The sequence below is a fragment of the Streptomyces sp. NPDC058683 genome, from assembly GCF_042716195.1.
Taxonomy (GTDB): domain Bacteria; phylum Actinomycetota; class Actinomycetes; order Streptomycetales; family Streptomycetaceae; genus Streptomyces.
In genome coordinates, this window is the sequence record NZ_JBHXSK010000041.1 from 37870 (window position 1) to 53546 (window position 15677).

Genomic DNA, 15677 nt, shown 5'->3' on the forward strand with positions numbered 1-15677 from the left:
GATCGTTTTGCCGGCCTGGTGTCGGGGCGTGCGAAGTCGACCCGGTGACCCGGATCGCCAAAGGAAGTGTACGGGACCCGCGAGGCACCGGGTGACGCCGCCGTCCACAACCGGTGAGTAGTCCACAGGTACCGGCCATGATCGGTGGTTTGCGGGACGGTTCGGTCATGTGGGCGATGCGACGAACGATGCGGTGGATGGGGGCGGCGACGGTGCCGCTGCTCCTGGCGGTGACCGGGACCTGGGCCTGGACCTGGAGCTGGACGGTGGCTTGGGCGGAGGATCCCCTACCCCCTCCCGCGACGGTCCCGGCGATCGGCCGCGCCTGGCCGGTGGGGGTACGGCCGCCGGTCCTGCGGGGCTGGGAGCCGCCGGCGACGGTGTACGGCCCCGGGCACCGCGGGGTCGATCTGGGCGCCGCGCCCGGCACGGAGGTGCGGGCGGTGGCGGCGGGCCGGGTCTCTTTCGCGGGGCGGGTGGCCGGGCGAGGTGTGGTGTCGGTGCGACTCGCCGGCACGGACCTCCGCACGACGTACGAACCGGTGACGGCGCAGGTGAAGAAGGGGGAGGAGGTTGCGGCGGGGCAGGTGGTGGGCACGGTGGAGCGGCCGGGTGCGCACTGTGGTGCGGGTACGTGTGTGCACTGGGGGCTGCTCAAGGGGGACGTATATGTGGACCCGTTGCTGCTGTTGCCGCCGTGGTTGCTGAACGGGGGTCCGTCGAGACTGCTGCCGGTGCTGGGGGTGCCGCTGCCGGAGGGGTGACGGTTGTGCGGCTGTCGGTGGGTGGGGGTTGCTCGCGCAGTTCCCCGCGCCCCTTACGGGGCGCTACCTGCGCGGGCACATTCATCGGCACCCTGCCGGCGCCGGTAAGCCCCTCCTGCCTCAGCCCCGCACACCTCGCAGCGCCATGGCCACAGCCGCGTCCGTGATCACCGTCGGGTCTTCGGCCGCGCCCAGCTCGATGCGCCGTACCGCCGCGTCCACGACCCCCTGCACCAGCATCGCCGCCAGCCGGGGCTGCGCATGCCCCAGCTCCCCCAGCGCCTCCACGATCATCGCGACCAGCCCGCCGTGCGCGGCCCGGATCTTCTCCCGCGCCCCCGCGTCCAGCTCGCTCGCCGAGATCGCGACCACCGCCCGGTGCCGCCGGTCCCCGACCAGCGCCAGCTGCTGCCGGACATACGCCTCGACCTTGCCCTCGGCGGAGGCCGCACGCTCCATCGCCGCCTCGACCTCCGCTGCCCACACGGGAAAGTCGACCTCGCACAGCTCCTGGACCACCGAGGCCCTGGAGCGGAAGTACTCGTACACGGACGAGCGCGCGAGCCCCGTCCGCTCGGCGAGCGCGGGGAACGTCAGCGCCTCCGTCCCGCCCTCGGACAGGAGGGACCGCGCCGCGTCCAGCAGGGCGGCTCGCTGCATCGACCGGTGCTCGGCCACGGAGGCCGCTCGAATCCTTGGCACGTCAACCACTCTACGGACGCGCCGCGCCGGACGGGAGACAGCACCACCGGGACACGGATCACTCCCTGGCGGCCACGCCCCGAAATCTCCGGACCCACGGCCGAAAGCCGCCGCTCAGCGACCGAAACTCGCCAGCTTCGCCCGCAGCTGCAACACGGACTTCGTGTGGATCTGGCTCACCCGGCTCTCGGTGACCCCGAGCACGTTGCCGATCTCGGCGAGCGTGAGCCCTTCGTAGTAGTAGAGGGTCACCACGGTCTTCTCCCGCTCCGGCAGCGTATTGATGGCCCGCGCCAGGAACCGCCGCAGCTCCCGGTCCTCGGCCACCTCCACGGGGTTGTCCGCGGCGGTGTCCTCCAGCGTGTCCATCAGGCTCAGCCGGTCCCCGCCCTCGCCCCCGACGTGCAGCAGTTCCTCCAGCGCCACCACGTTGGCCAGCGACAACTGACTGAAGACGGCATGGAGTTCGTCGACCTCGATACCGAGCTCGGCGGCCACCTCGACCTCCGAGGGCGTCCTGCGCAGCCGGGCCTCCAGCGTGGCGTACGCCCGCTCGACGTTGCGCGCCTTCTGCCGTACGGACCGGGGGATCCAGTCCAGCGCCCGCAGCTCGTCGATCATCGCGCCCCGGATCCGGGTGATCGCGTACGTCTCGAACTTGATCTCCCGGTCGACGTCGAACTTCTCGATCGCGTCGATGAGCCCGAACACCCCGGAGGAGACGAAGTCGGCCTGCTCCACATTGGGCGGCAGACCGACACTCACCCGTCCCGCCACGTACTTCACCAGCGGCGAGTAGTGCAGGATCAGCTGTTCCCGCAGCCGCTCGTCCCCTGTCGCCTTGTACGACCGCCACAGCTCGTCGAGCGTCGAGGGAGCGGGCGGCCGCACGCTGCCACCGTCGCGGGCGGCTGGGGGGATCGCCGCCCGGTCGGACCCGGAGGTGTGCTGGGGCATTCGTCGCCTTGTGCCGTTCTGCCGTGAAGTGCCAGGAAGTGCTGTGATGTGCCGTGAAGCGGGGTGAGCGGGGATGAAGGGTGTGGTTTGCGTGAGGTGTCGGTCCGGTGCCGGTTGGCGCGGTCTGCGCCAGGGCTTTTGTGAGCGTAGCGTGACTGAGGAGTCGCGGTGCGCGAACACTGAGGCTCCACCCCTGCGCGAACCCCCTGTACGGCGCGTCCGGCCGCGCTCGGCGCGTCGCTCTGCGTGATCGGCCGGAGGTGTCAACTCCGGGAATTCCCAAGGGCGTCAGGGGTTCCCCCGGACGGCCGAACACGCTCGGTCAGCGCCGACTCCGACCCTCTCGGACCGAGATCATCGCCTGGCGTGTCAACTTCCAGCCATCGCCGTGTCGTTCGACGTAACCAAGTGCTCGGAGTTCGTACAGCCTCGCGACGGCCTCGTCCTCGGACGTCTGAGCGCCCCGCGCCACCTCTTCGAGTGACGCCGTCCGGTTCCCGGGCAAGGCGGCCAGGACCCGCCGGGCAGCGGGTTCCAGCAGGTCACGCGGGAGGACGGGACCGCGTCTGGCCGGTGCCAGCTCACCCATGTCGCCCACGAGTTCGACGACCTCCGCGGCGTCCGTGACGAGGACGGCCTCCCCTCTCAGCAACTCGTGCACCCCGACCGAGAGGCCGCTGGTGGCGGGGCCGGGCACGCCCATGGTGAACCGGCCGAGCCGCTGTGCCGCCCGTGCGGTGACCAGCGAGCCGCTGCGGTGGGCGGCCTCCACGACGACGGTTCCCCTGGTCAGGGCCGCGATCACCCGGTTGCGGAGCACGAATCTGCTCTGCGTCGGATGCTCACCGGGCGGCAACTCCCCCACCACCAGGCCCTGTTCCGCGATCCTGCCGATCAACTCGGTGTGTCCCCGCGGATAGGGCCGGTCGACCCCGCAGGCCAGCACCGCGACGGTGGCGCCACCGGCACCGAGGGCGCCGCGGTGGGCGGCGCCGTCCACCCCGTAGGCGCCGCCGGACACCACCACCCAGCCGCGCTCGGCGAGTCCCGCGGCGAGGGTCGCCGCCATGTGCGCCCCGTACTCGGTACAGGCCCGCGCCCCGACGACGGCGACGGCCCGCAGCGCCCACATCCGCAGGCCGGGCCGCCCGCGCACCCACAGCCCGAGGGGGCGGGCGTCCCCGAGGTCGTCGAGCTGGGTGGGCCACTCGGTGTCACCGGGGGCGACGAAACGCATTCCGGCCTCCCGCGCGATCGCGAGGTCCCGCTCCGGGTCGGCGTGCCCGGCCCGGGCGCGGAGGCCGGCCCAGCGGGTCCCGCTCACCCCGGGCAGCGCCGCCGCTCCGCCCGCACGCAGCCGCCGGACCACCTCCTGGACCCCGTACTCCCGCAGCCACCGCCCGCCCGTCTCGTCGCCGGGTTCGATCACCCTGGTGAGGAGGATCCGGGCGTGGAGTCCGCCGTCGCTCATGGCGCGGTCCGTTCCAGGACCGCACCGCGCCGGACGCCGGTGCGCAGCTCCAGGGCCAGGTTGACGTCGTTGACCGAGGGCCGGTCGTGGCCGGCGAGGTCGGCCAGTGTCCAGGCGACGCGGAGCACGCGGTCCAGGCCACGGGCGGTGAGCAGGCCCCGGTCGAGATCCAGTTCGGCCTTGGCGAGCGCGCCGGGCTGGACGTGCCAGCGGGTGCGCAGCTCGTGGCCGGGCACCTCGCTGTTGGTGTGCCAGGGCAGACCCTCGTAGCGGCGGGCGGCCCGCTCCCGGGCCGCGCGCACCCGGTCGGCCACGGCGGCGGAGGGTTCGGCGCTGGTGTGGAGTCGCAGCAGCTCCTCCCGGGCGACCGGTTCGACGTTCACCCTGAGGTCCACGCGGTCCAGCAGGGGCCCGGAGAGCCGGGCCCGGTACCTCTTGATCGAGGAGGGCCGGCACTCGCAGACGTCGCCGGGGGTGCCGTGCCGGCCGCAGGGGCAGGGGTTGGCGGCCAGAACCATGAGGAACTTCGCCGGCATCCGCAGTATCCCGGCGGCCCGGGCGACCACGACATGCCCGGACTCCAGGGGCTGGCGCAGGGCGTCCAGGACGCTGCTGTGGAACTCGGCGGCCTCGTCCAGGAAGAGCACGCCGTGGTGGGCCAGGGACACCGCTCCGGGGCGTGGCAGGCCGGTTCCGCCGCCGACCAGCGAGGCCATGGTGGCCGAGTGGTGCGGGGCGCAGTAGGGCGCCCTGTCGACGAGGGGATGGCCCGGTGGCAGCATCCCGGCGACCGAGTGGACGGCGGTGACCTCGAGGGACTCCTGGCGGCTCAGCTCGGGCAGCAGCCCCGGCAGCCGCTCGGCCAGCATGGTCTTGCCGGCTCCGGGCGGGCCCTTGAAGAAGACGTGATGGCGTCCGGCGGCCGCCACCTCCAGGGCGGCCCTGGCCACGTGCTGTCCGGCGACGTCGGCGAGGTCGGGCGTGTGGTCACCGGTCGTCATGCCGGTGCCGAGTCCCATGCCGGGGAGGGCGAGCCCGGCGAGGAAGGGGTCGGAGCGGATCTCTCCGGGGAGCGGCTCCTCGTCGGGCACCGGTTCGTCGGTGAGGACCGCGATCAGCTGGCGCAGGCTGCGCACGCCGAGCACCGACACTCCCGGCACCAGCGAGGCCTCCGGCACCGCGCTCTCGGGCACGACCACCTGCTCGTATCCGGCGTCGGCGGCGGCCAGCACCGCCGGCAGGATGCCCCGGACCGGCCGCACCCGGCCGTCCAGGCCCAGCTCGCCGATCATCACGATCTCGGCGAGCACCCGGGGATCGATCCGCTCGGCCGCGCCGAGCACCGCCGCGGCGATCGCCAGGTCGAAGCCGCTGCCGCTCTTGGGCACCGACGCCGGGCTCAGCCCGACCGTGAGTTTCTTCGAGGGCCAGGCCGCCCCCGAGTTCACCACCGCCGCCCGCACCCGGTCCTTGCTCTCCGTCAGGCTCTTGTCCGGCAGCCCCACCAGCGTGAACGCCGCCACTCCCGGTTCCAGGTCGGCCTGGACCTCGACCACCACGCCCTCGACGCCCACCAGCGCCACCGAGCACGTCCGCGCGAACCCCATCTCACGCCACCCCCCGCGCGTGCTCGACCACCGGCGCCCCGCGCTGCGGCAGGAGCACGCCGATCACGTCGATGCGGACGCCGCCCGGCGGTGCTCCTCCGTGTGCGTGGATCCAGTGTTCGGCGAGGCCGCGCAGGCGCTCCGCCTTCTCGGGGGTCACCCCGGCCATGGGGTGTTCGAAGAGCCCCGCCCGCCGGGTCTTGACCTCGCAGACCACCAGGACGTCCCCGTCCCGCGCCACGATGTCGATCTCGCCCGACCTGCCGCAGCGCCAGTTGCGCTCCAGGACCGTCAGACCGGCCTCCGTCAGCCGCCGCGCGGCCAGCGTCTCGCCGTACTTGCCGAGTGCACTGCGTGCCCTATTCGTGTTCATGTCGGCACCACCTCCGGCGCCAACCGTCACGCATCCCCGACCCAGAAGTGGATCTTGGTGTGTTACTCAGCGGTTGTGGACAACTCCGTCACTCACACGAGTGACCCCAAGCCGCCCGAAGCCCGGCTCAGCCGCCCGGAAGCTCCAGATCGCTCTTGTTCAGCTCCTCGATGTTCACGTCCTTGAACGTAAGTACGCGGACCTGTTTCACGAAGCGGGCCGGCCGGTACATGTCCCAGACCCAGGCATCCGCCATGGACACCTCGAAGAACACCTCGCCCTGGACCGAGTGCACCTGCATCTCGTAGTCGTTGGTGAGGTAGAAGCGTCGCTCGGTCTCGATCACGTATTTGAACAGACCGACGACATCGCGGTACTCCCGGTAGAGCTTCAGCTCCATCTCGGTCTCGTACTTTTCGAGGTCCTCGGCGCTCATGGCATGTTCCCCTTCAGCCGTGCGATCCCACCATTGTGCGCCAGTCCCGCGCGCCTCTAGACGATTTCCGTGTCAAGGGTGACGGGCCTGACGGGGGGACCTTCGTCGAGCAGCCTACGGAACAGCTCGGCGAGTCTGGTCGGATACACCGTCTCATGTGCCCGGGTCAGTTCCCGGCACGTCCACCAACGTGCTCCCACCACACTGCGCCGCTCCAGCTCGGTCAGGGCTGTGGCCTCGGGCGTCACCTCAGACGTATGCGCCGTCCGGGCCAGGTAGTACCACTCGTCCTGGTCCCAGCGGCGGCCCGCGAACGGGAAGGAGCACATCCGCCGCCACAGCAGCGGGCCGAGTTCGACGTCCGTGATGCCGGTCTCCTCGGCGAGTTCCCGCAGCGCGGCCTGCTCACGGGTCTCGTCGCCCTCCAGTCCGCCGCCGGGCGTGAACCACCAGTCGTCGGCCGGATCGTCCGGTTCATGGCCGTGCAGGAGCAGGATGCGGTCGTCGGGGTCCAGGAGGACCACCCGCGCCACCTTGCGCGGGGGGCGCGAGGTGCCCTCCGGCAGCGCCTCAGCGGGCACCGGCGGGCTCCGTACGGCGACGGGCGCGGGAGCGGCCCAGCAGGCCGGCGATCGGGCCGTACGCGCCGCCGGCGAGGACCAGCACGGCACCGCCCGCGATCATGAACTCGACGGCATGGAGCGGACCCGGCTGGGAGAGGGCTCCCAGCGTCTCGAAGCCGGTCGGGCGCTTGAGCAGGCCCTTCATGGGCCAGATGACGGCGTCCACGCGGGCGCTCACGGCACTGCGGGCGACCGTGCCCTTCGCCGTGTCCGTGAGGTGGGCGGTGGAGTCCAGGGAGCCCTGGCGCTCGTCACCGAGGAGGAAGAGCCGGCCCTTGGGGACGGTGACGGTCGGGAAGTCCTGGATCTCGGCCAGGCTGCCCGCCGGCAGATACGGTTCGTCGATCTGCTTGCCGTTGACGGTCAGCTTGCCGTTCGTGCAGCAGGCGACGGTGTCGCCGCCGATCGCGACCACGCGCTTGACGACGTCCGCGTTGGAGACCCAGCTCGTGTCGCGGAAGACCACGACGTCGCCCCGGCGTACCTCGCCGCCGTCGATGCGCTGGCCGAGGACCCGGTCCCCGGCATCGATCGTCGGTGTCATGGAACTGGTGGGCACGGTGTACGGCCGGTAGACCACCGCTGCCCAGGCGAACCCGCCGAGGAACAGGACGATGCCCAGCGCGACGGCGATCCCGGACAAGCGGTTTCCGAGCGTGCTGCCGGTCTGTGCCGTGCCGGCGCTGGTGCCTCCGCTGCGCGGGGCCGTACGTATCGTGCTCTCGCCACCCATGAGGCCGCACCCTACCCGGCGGTACCGGGCAGGGGCAGCCCTTCTTCCCCGCCCCTGGTCACAAGCTCCCCAAGGGTTTCACACGGGTGGGTCAGCGCCGCCCCGCGGCCGTCCGGCCCGGTCAGCGCTTGCCCGCGGCCGTCGGGCGCTTCTCGAACTTCGACTCGATCCGGTCGCCCCGCCGCCGGCGCCACACCGCGATCGGCAGCACGGCCGCGACCGCCACGCCCTCCGGGGCCACCGACAGGGAGGCCGCGGCGGACGACTGCGTGTTGATGCCGCTCTGGTCGAAGGTGTCCGGGACCGGCAGGGTGCCCCAGCGGTTGATCGGCCAGGCCTTGACGATGGCGCGGCCGACGACGTCCTTGACCGGGACCATGCCGTGGTGGCTGTCGGACTGGTTGTAGCGCGAGTCGCGGGAGTTCTGGCGGTGGTCGCCCATCACCCAGATGTAGCCCTTGGGCACCTTCACCGTGAACTGGCCGCCCTGGTCGTCCACGCTGCACGGGGTGTTGCCCGGATACACATAGGGCTCGTTCAGCGCATGGCCGTTGACCATGAGCGGGCCGCTGTTCTTGCAGGAGACGGTGTCACCGCCGACGCCGATGACCCGCTTGATGAGGTCCTTCTCCTCGGCGGACGGCATCAGGCCGATCCAGCTGAGGAAGGTCTGGATCGCGTTCGGCTGGGCCGTGGGCTCGCCCGCCAGCCAGTCGTCCGGGTCGTGGAAGACGACCACCTCGCCACGGTCCGGCTTGGAGCCGAACCACGGGGTGAGCTTGTCGACCAGGACGCGGTCACCCTGCTGGAGGGTGTTCTGCATCGAGTCCGACGGAATCGAGAACGCCTGCACCAGAAACGTCTTGATCAGCAGCGCCAGTACCAGCGCGATACCGATCAGGATCGGCAGCTCCTTCCAGAAGGAGCGGGGCTTCTTCGGTGCGGGCGCCGCCGAGTCGCCCGCACCCCCGTCCGTGTTCCCGCCGCCACCGCCGGGGTACGGACCGTCCGCCGGACCGCCGTCCCCGGTCGGTCCACCGTCATTCCCGGAGGTGGAACCACCGTCGACGGGGGGGACATTCTCCACGGGGCGCCCGCTGTGCTCCTCGCCGTCGTGTCCCGACCGTGCGCCAACCGCCACATCCCCCACGCCAACTCCTTACTCCGTGCCGCCGCCCGCGCCCTACCCGGCGCAGGCCCACCACTCCCATAACGAGCGGGAGTTCCGCAGGGCTCGGGAGTTGGATGTATCCGTTCGGATCGTCGGAGGCAACCCTATGCGACAGCCGGGGAGCCGCGGTCGACCCCGACACGGAGTTGGAAACGCTTGCGAAGGTTTTAGGTTCGTCCAGCGAGGTCCAGTGCCCGAACGGCCAGCCGATCCACTTGGCCCGGCCCACCACCAGGCTCACCGGGACCGTGCCGCCGTAGTCGGTGTCCTGGTGCGCCCTGGAATCGGCCGAGTTGCCGCGATGGTCGCCCATCACCCACAGCCGCCCCTGCGGGACGGTGATGTCGAACTCGGTGGCGGACGGGACGTTCCCCGGATAGAGGTAGTCGCCCTCGGTCAGCGGTACGCCGTTGACCGTGACCCGGCCCTCTCCGTCGCAGCACTTGACGTGGTCGCCGCCGACGCCGATGACCCGCTTGATGAGGTCCTTCTCGTTGGCGGAGGGCAGCAGACCGATGAAGGTGAGCCCTTCCTTGACCTGCTTGACGACGATCGGGTCGTTCGCCTTGGCGGTCTGCTCGTCGGCCAGCCAGCCGCCCGGGTCGTGGAAGACGACGACGTCACCGCGGTGCGGCTTGGAGCCGAACCACGGGGTGAACTTGTCGACCAGGACACGGTCGCCGATCCGGATCGTCTGCTCCATCGAACCCGAGGGGATCACGAAGGCCTGGACGAGGAACGTCTTCAGCACGAGGGCTATCAGGACGGCCACACCGACCAGCAGCGGTATCTCCCGCATCGCGCCGCGCCGGCGCTTGCGCTTGACCTTGCGCTGCAGCTTGCGCCGCTCCGCGCGGGACCGTCCGCCGGACGAGCCGGAGGCGCGCCGGATCCCGGTGGGCAGCAGGTTGGCGGTGGCGTCCGTGGGCACGCCGCGCGGTTTGCCGCGGTTACCCATGGACCGCTCCCGCCGCCGGCACGCGCGCGTAGGCGGCGGGACGGGTGAGCCGGGTCCAGTGGGTGTGCGGCCAGACGATCCAGTCGGCGCGGCCGATCACGTCCCGCACCGGGATCATGCCGCCGCCGGGTGAGCCCAGATGGTCGCGGGAGTCGCTGGAGTCACTGCGGTGGTCACCCAGGACGAAGAGCCTGCCGTCGGGGACCTCGACGTCGAAGGGCACGGTGGACGGGGTGTCCCCGGGGTACAGGAACGCGGTCTCGTCGACCGACCGGCCGTTCACTTCGATCCTCCCCTCCTTGTCGCAGCAGACCACGTGGTCTCCTCCCACACCGACAACGCGTTTGATGTAGTCGGCGTCCCCGAAATAGCCGGTGCCGTCGAACACGACGACATCGCCCCGGCGCGGATCGGCACCGAAACGGTACGCCAACTTATTTACGAGAACGCGGTCCCCGATCCTCAATCCCTGTTCCATGGATCCGCTGGGAATCTGGAATGGTTGCGCCACGAAAGCGTTGAGGACGAGCAAAAACGCCAGGCAGGCGAAGAGGGTCAGGGTGATCCAGCCGCCCGGCAGCCAGTCGGTGACCCGCGCCAGGAACGCGAAACGCGACCGGTCCTCCGCGGCCTCTGGTTCGGGGCTGGAGGAGCGGTCGCGCTCCGTCGGCTGTGCTTCGGTGTCCATCGGGGCCAGATGTTATCCGGCCCCGGTAAGACACCTTCTTGTCGGCTCGCTCACCTACGGCTCGCGAGCGTCGTCGCGCGCGATCAGTTGTCGCGCTTCTCCTTGATCTTCGCGGCCTTGCCGCGCAGGTCGCGCAGGTAGTAGAGCTTGGCGCGACGCACGTCACCGCGGGTGACGAGCTCGATCTTCTCGACGATCGGGGTGTGCACCGGGAAGGTGCGCTCGACGCCGACGGAGAAGGAGACCTTGCGGACCGTGAAGGTCTCGCGGACACCGCTGCCCTGGCGGCGGATCACAACGCCCTTGAACTGCTGCACACGGGAGCGGTTGCCCTCGATGACGCGGACGTGGACGTTGACGGTGTCACCCGGGCGGAAGGCCGGGACGTCGCTGCGCAGCGACTTGGTGTCGACGGTGTCGAGAAGGTGAGACATTTTTTCGTCTGCTTTCTTCGCTGATGCCACAGGTCATCAACGGGAACTAGAGGTTCTTCGGAGGTGGGCCGTGCCGTCGGGGTGGGCGTCGTCTCCCCCTGTGGCAGGGGCGCACACCGGACGGTTCACAGCACAACAGCCGCCTATTCTTCCACGCCGGGGGCCCGGCGCCAAAATCGGCCGTGGGGCTCCCCCTCCGGGTCCGGTTCCCAGCCCAGGATGGAGAGCATCTCGCGGTCCTTCTTGTCGAAGGCCTTGGGCTCGCAGCGCTCGATCAGGTCGGGCCGGTGCGCGGTCGTGCGCTTCAGGGCCTCGTCGCGGCGCCAGCGGGCGATCTTCCCGTGGTGGCCGCTGAGCAGCACCTCCGGGATGTCGCGCCCCCGCCAGTCCGGCGGTTTGGTGTAGACGGGCCCTTCCAGGAGGTTGGCCATGGCGCCGGGTGCGAAGGAGTCGTCCCGGTGCGACTCGGCGTTGCCGAGGACGCCGGGCAGCAGCCTGGCCACGGCCTCGGTGACCACGAGTACGGCCGCCTCGCCGCCGGCGAGCACATAGTCGCCGATGGACACCTCGTGGACCGGCATCCGGGTGGCGTACTCGTCGATGACCCGACGGTCGATGCCCTCGTAGCGGGCGGGTGTGAAGATCAGCCACGGTCGCTCGGAGAGTTCGACCGCGAGTTCCTGGGTGAAGGGGCGGCCGCTGGGGGTGGGCACGATCAGCGCGGGCGTGTGCGCACCGGTCTCGTAGCCGTCGGCGAGGACGGTGTCGAGGGCGTCGCCCCAGGGCTCGGTCTTCATGACCATGCCGGGCCCGCCGCCGTACGGGGTGTCGTCGACCGTGTTGTGCCGGTCGTACGTCCAGGCCCGCAGATCGTGCACCCGCACATCGAGCTGTCCACGCGCGCGTGCCTTGCCGACGAGCGAGACGTTCAGGGGTTCCAGGTACTCGGGAAAGATCGTGACGACGTCGAGGCGCATCTCTTACGACTCTTCCCGCGAGGAATCGATCTCGGCTTGGTCGTCGATCAGGCCGGGCGGGGGCGTGATGACCGCCTTCTGCTCCGCCAGGTCGATCTCGGTGACGATCTCCTCGACGAACGGGATCATCACCTCGCTGCCGTCGGGGCGCTCCACGATGAAGAGGTCCTGGGAGGGCAGGTGCGAGATCTCGGTGATCCGGCCGACCTCGGTGCCGTCCGCGGTGACCACGTCCAGGTCCATGAGCTGGTGGTCGTAGTACTCGTCCGGGTCCTCGGGCAGCTCCTCCGGATCGATCTCGGCGATCAGGACGGTGTTGCGCAGGGCCTCGGCGCCGGTGCGGTCCTTGACGCCCTCGAAGCGCAGGAGCAGGCGGCCGCTGTGCACGCGGCCCGTCTCGATGGTGAGCGGTCCCACGCCCGCGGGATCGGTGTCGAGTACGGCGCCGGGTGCGAGCCTGAGTTCCGGCTCGTCGGTACGTACCTCGACGGTGACCTCGCCCTTGATGCCGTGGGCGCGGCCGATCCGTGCGACTACCAGCTGCACTGTGCTTGCTCTCCTGTCCTGCGACTCATACGGCCGGCCATACGACTACGGGCCGGGGACGGCCCAGTGGCCCTCCCCGGCCCGAGCCGGTTGCGATGAAGCGTCAGCGGACTTGGTCCACGTCGACGAGGTCGACGCGGACTCCACGACCGCCGATGGCGCCCACGACGGTGCGCAGGGCACGGGCGGTACGGCCGTTGCGGCCGATCACCTTGCCGAGGTCGTCGGGGTGCACCCGGACCTCCAGCACGCGCCCACGGCGCAGGTCGCGCGAGGCGACCTGCACATCGTCGGGGTTGTCGACGATGCCCTTCACGAGGTGCTCAAGCGCCTCTTCGAGCATGCTGCTCAGGCCTCGGTCGACTCGGACTCAGCCGCGGCCTCGTCCTTCTTCTCAGCCTTCTTCTTCTGGGTGATCGCCTCACCCTTGCCCTCGTCGTCACCGCCGAGCGCCTCGAACGACGGGCGCGTGGCCTTCGGAGCGGCGACGAGCAGCGGCGCCGGGGCGGGCTCGCCCTTGAACTTCTGCCAGTCGCCGGTCTTCTTCAGGATGGCGAGCACGGGCTCGGTCGGCTGGGCGCCGACACCGAGCCAGTACGCGACGCGGTCGGCGTCCACCTCGATGACCGACGGGTTGTAGGTCGGGTGGTACTTGCCGATCTCCTCGATCGCACGGCCGTCACGGCGAGTGCGGGAGTCGGCGATGACGATGCGGTAGTGAGGCGAACGGATCTTGCCCAGACGCTTCAGCTTGATCTTGACTGCCACGGGAGTGGGTTCTCCTGGATTTGACGTGTTTGGGCACGGCGAGTCTGCCGCGTGGGGTTGCGGTACCCGAGTGCCCGATGGACGCGTCAGCCGGAGGAGAGAGGGGTCCTGTGCGGCTGTCGAGTACAGCTAGCCATTGTGCCACACCCTGCGGGTCGCTTTGGCCGACCGCGAGGTGAAGGGCCCTGGGCACGCCGAAGGCGCACCCGGCGTGGAGGTGAGGTACGTCGGGTGCGCTGCCCGCGGGAGACCCGGGTGCGGCGATGAGCAATGGCTACGGCTGCCACGAGCAGCCGTGTGGTCAGCTCGCCGCCGCTCCCACGATCTCCGGGATGCGGAACGGCTTGCCGCAGCCGCCGCACACGATGGGCGCCTGGGCCAGGACCGACGGCACCACCCGGACGTTGCGACCGCAGTCGCACACCGCCTTGACCCGGACGCCGCCGCCGGACGAGCCATGGCGGGCGGCCGGACCGCGGAAGGTGCGGGAGGTGTCGGCGGAGGTCGCCACCGTGTGCGCCTTGAGAGCGCGCTGCAGTCTGTCGATGGTCGGCCGGTAGCGGCGCTTGGCCTCGGGGTTGAGCGTGACCAGCGAGAAGCCGCTGCTGGGATGCGGCTCGTCGGGGTGGTCCAGGCCCAGCTCCTCGGCGATCGCGAGGAATCTGCGGTTGTGGTAGCGGCCGGCCCGGGAGGTGTCGCGCACTCCACGGGAGGCGGCGATGCCGTGGACTGCCTCATGGAGCAGTCGTTCGAAGGAGAGCTCGTGTCCGCACGCGGACGACGACTCTCCGATCAGGGACTCTGGCGCGGCAAGGTCCGGCAGTTCGGGGTGGTACCGCTGAATATCGGCCCACGCCTCTGCCAGCTCTGCGGCGAGAACAGGTGGTGTCTGTGTCGTGCTCACGTAATGAGAACGAGCGGGAGTGCCACTGTGTTCCTATTCCGGGGCATCCCAAATAATTTGCACGTACCCGTCAGTTGGCACTGATGCGTGGAGACGAGTACGGGTGCGCTGATCTGCGGAGAAGCCTCACAGCTCGTACCAAGCCGGTGCGTAGTCTGACGTACGACCCGACGCGTACCCCCGGCGTAGAGACCGGGACGGCTGTGGCCGGCGGATGCGCAAGAGGCCTTTCGGTCGCTCTCGTGGCGGAGGACCTCATCTCGGTCAGCGCCCGCGGCGGTCCCGACGTTACCCGGATCCCGTCGTCATCCCGGCACCGGCCCGTCTCCGGCGACCGGACACCGTACGTCCACCGTGCCGGCCGACCATGGCCAGAACCGCCGTGTCGTGGGTCCGATGGTAGAGCCACAAGTTGCGGGGATGTGAAATCTCGCCACAGTCACAGTCCACGCACAAGCCGGGTCCCGCGACCTCTGGACGCCACCGCGAGCCCGGAGTTACCTGGCATACGTGGGAAGTGCGAGCGCACGACACGGGGGCCACGGAATCGGTCAGTGCGTAACTCTCGGCGGATTGGGGCGCTTACCTATGACACCTACGCTCGTGCGGCATCACCCGTCTCACGCGGACTCCGCACCCCGCGTGAACCTGGGCGCACGCGCGCGTGACTGGTCAGAGATCCAGGAGCGGATGCTGGTGCCGCTCTACCAGACCGTCCACGAGCGACTCGAAGTGGGCCCCGCCACCCGGCTGCTCGGCCTGCGCTGCGGTTCCGGTCTCGCCCTGCTGATGGCGGCGGCCAGAGGGGCCGCGGTGACCGGTGTCGACCCCTCCCCCGAACGCCTCGCCCTCGCCCGTGAGCGCCTGCTGCCCGAGCCTGCCCTCGGGGCACGCGCGCGTGGCCGCGCCGCCCGGGTCGTCCAGGGCGGGCCGGCGGACACGGCGGACCCGCAGGCACCGGCGTACAACCTGATCACCGCCTTCGAACCCATCGGCTGCCTGGCCGGCGACGCCGAACGGCTCGGTGGGCTGCTCGCCGAGGCCACGCCCCTGGCGGAGCGCGGGGCGGCCGTGGTGCTGGTCGGCTGGGGTCCGCCGGAGCGCTGTGCGACCTCGTCCGTCCTGCGGGTGGCCGCGAAGTTGGCCGATCCTTTGCGCAGCGCGGGAAGCTGGCGGCCGGCCTGCCGCGACGACCTGGAGGAGGTCGCCCAGCGGGAAGGACTGCGGATCGACGGTTCCGGGCGGGTCTCCTGCCCGTTCGGGTACGCCGACGCGGACAGCGCCGTACGCGGGCTGCTGTCGACCGGGCTGTTCGACGCGGCGACCGCGGCGACCGACCAGGAGCAGGTCGGCAAGGAGCTGACCGAGGCGCTCCACCCGCACCAGCGCCCGGACGGCACGGTGTGGATGCCGAACGTCTTCCGCTACCTGATCGCCCGCGTGCGCTGACGCTCCGCTGGAGGTGCCGTTGTCGTTCGGGCGCGGCGCCGTGGGGGCTGGTCGCGCAGTTCCCCGCGCCCCTTTGGGGCGCTCAGACGCGGGGCGCTCAGACGCGGGGCGCTCAG

Annotated in this window: 19 protein-coding genes; 2 read left to right on the plus strand and 17 right to left on the minus strand. The window is 70.8% G+C overall.

What is annotated here, in order from left to right:
* Positions 1-137: 137 nt before the first annotated feature.
* Positions 138-764: a murein hydrolase activator EnvC family protein gene (locus ACFWXC_RS36580; protein WP_384485634.1), complete on the plus strand. Its 627-nt coding sequence runs from the start codon at positions 138-140 to the stop codon at positions 762-764.
* A gap of 120 nt (positions 765-884) precedes the next feature.
* Here the strand turns inward: ACFWXC_RS36580 and ACFWXC_RS36585 are convergent, their stop codons facing one another.
* The 17 genes from ACFWXC_RS36585 to ACFWXC_RS36665 form a co-directional block, all read right to left on the minus strand.
* Complete coding sequence (locus ACFWXC_RS36585; RefSeq protein ID WP_384485747.1) at positions 885-1442, minus strand: TetR/AcrR family transcriptional regulator; 558 nt, start codon at positions 1440-1442, stop codon at positions 885-887.
* A gap of 138 nt (positions 1443-1580) precedes the next feature.
* Entirely contained in the window at positions 1581-2423 is an 843-nt protein-coding gene (gene whiG, locus ACFWXC_RS36590; protein WP_384485635.1) for an RNA polymerase sigma factor WhiG, read from the minus strand.
* Positions 2424-2745: 322 nt separating this feature from the next.
* Positions 2746-3894, minus strand: coding sequence for a DNA-processing protein DprA (gene dprA, locus ACFWXC_RS36595; RefSeq protein ID WP_384485636.1), 1149 nt, complete (start codon positions 3892-3894; stop codon positions 2746-2748).
* Positions 3891-5501 carry a YifB family Mg chelatase-like AAA ATPase gene (locus tag ACFWXC_RS36600; RefSeq protein WP_384485638.1) on the minus strand — a complete coding sequence of 537 codons (1611 nt, stop codon included), beginning with the start codon at positions 5499-5501 and terminating at the stop codon, positions 3891-3893. The genes dprA and ACFWXC_RS36600 overlap by 4 nt, the downstream gene beginning before the upstream one ends.
* Before the next feature lies 1 nt (position 5502).
* Positions 5503-5874 (minus strand): YraN family protein, encoded by a 372-nt coding sequence (locus ACFWXC_RS36605; protein ID WP_384485640.1) that lies wholly within the window; start codon positions 5872-5874, stop codon positions 5503-5505.
* 127 nt (positions 5875-6001) lie between these two features.
* Positions 6002-6310, minus strand: coding sequence for a DUF2469 domain-containing protein (locus tag ACFWXC_RS36610; RefSeq protein WP_003965949.1), 309 nt, complete (start codon positions 6308-6310; stop codon positions 6002-6004).
* Between the two features lie 56 nt (positions 6311-6366).
* On the minus strand, positions 6367-6891 hold the full coding sequence (locus ACFWXC_RS36615) for an NUDIX hydrolase (protein ID WP_384485642.1): 525 nt from the start codon (positions 6889-6891) through the stop codon (positions 6367-6369).
* A complete protein-coding gene (gene lepB, locus ACFWXC_RS36620; RefSeq protein ID WP_384485644.1) occupies positions 6881-7666 on the minus strand; it encodes a signal peptidase I in 786 nt (261 codons plus the stop codon). Before lepB (ACFWXC_RS36620) ends, ACFWXC_RS36615 begins: the two co-directional genes overlap by 11 nt.
* A gap of 121 nt (positions 7667-7787) precedes the next feature.
* Positions 7788-8816 carry a signal peptidase I gene (gene lepB, locus ACFWXC_RS36625; protein ID WP_384485646.1) on the minus strand — a complete coding sequence of 343 codons (1029 nt, stop codon included), beginning with the start codon at positions 8814-8816 and terminating at the stop codon, positions 7788-7790.
* A complete protein-coding gene (gene lepB, locus ACFWXC_RS36630; RefSeq protein ID WP_384485648.1) occupies positions 8707-9795 on the minus strand; it encodes a signal peptidase I in 1089 nt (362 codons plus the stop codon). Before lepB (ACFWXC_RS36630) ends, lepB (ACFWXC_RS36625) begins: the two co-directional genes overlap by 110 nt.
* Positions 9788-10483: a signal peptidase I gene (lepB, locus tag ACFWXC_RS36635; RefSeq protein WP_384485650.1), complete on the minus strand. Its 696-nt coding sequence runs from the start codon at positions 10481-10483 to the stop codon at positions 9788-9790. Before lepB (ACFWXC_RS36635) ends, lepB (ACFWXC_RS36630) begins: the two co-directional genes overlap by 8 nt.
* Positions 10484-10566: 83 nt before the next feature.
* The gene (gene rplS, locus ACFWXC_RS36640; protein WP_384485652.1) at positions 10567-10917 is read right to left on the minus strand and encodes a 50S ribosomal protein L19; all 351 of its coding nucleotides are present in this window, start codon (positions 10915-10917) and stop codon (positions 10567-10569) included.
* Between the two features lie 143 nt (positions 10918-11060).
* The gene (gene trmD / locus ACFWXC_RS36645) at positions 11061-11894 is read right to left on the minus strand and encodes a tRNA (guanosine(37)-N1)-methyltransferase TrmD (RefSeq protein WP_384485654.1); all 834 of its coding nucleotides are present in this window, start codon (positions 11892-11894) and stop codon (positions 11061-11063) included.
* A gap of 3 nt (positions 11895-11897) precedes the next feature.
* Entirely contained in the window at positions 11898-12440 is a 543-nt protein-coding gene (gene rimM / locus ACFWXC_RS36650) for a ribosome maturation factor RimM (RefSeq protein ID WP_384485656.1), read from the minus strand.
* A gap of 103 nt (positions 12441-12543) precedes the next feature.
* A complete protein-coding gene (locus ACFWXC_RS36655; RefSeq protein WP_033321114.1) occupies positions 12544-12783 on the minus strand; it encodes an RNA-binding protein in 240 nt (79 codons plus the stop codon).
* Positions 12784-12788: 5 nt separating this feature from the next.
* Complete coding sequence (gene rpsP, locus ACFWXC_RS36660) at positions 12789-13208, minus strand: 30S ribosomal protein S16 (RefSeq protein WP_089098502.1); 420 nt, start codon at positions 13206-13208, stop codon at positions 12789-12791.
* Between the two features lie 301 nt (positions 13209-13509).
* Positions 13510-14112 carry a hypothetical protein gene (locus tag ACFWXC_RS36665; RefSeq protein WP_382539960.1) on the minus strand — a complete coding sequence of 201 codons (603 nt, stop codon included), beginning with the start codon at positions 14110-14112 and terminating at the stop codon, positions 13510-13512.
* Positions 14113-14700: 588 nt separating this feature from the next.
* Here ACFWXC_RS36665 and ACFWXC_RS36670 point away from each other — a divergent pair.
* Positions 14701-15561: a methyltransferase domain-containing protein gene (locus ACFWXC_RS36670; RefSeq protein ID WP_384485658.1), complete on the plus strand. Its 861-nt coding sequence runs from the start codon at positions 14701-14703 to the stop codon at positions 15559-15561.
* The last annotated feature ends 116 nt before the right edge of the window (positions 15562-15677 follow it).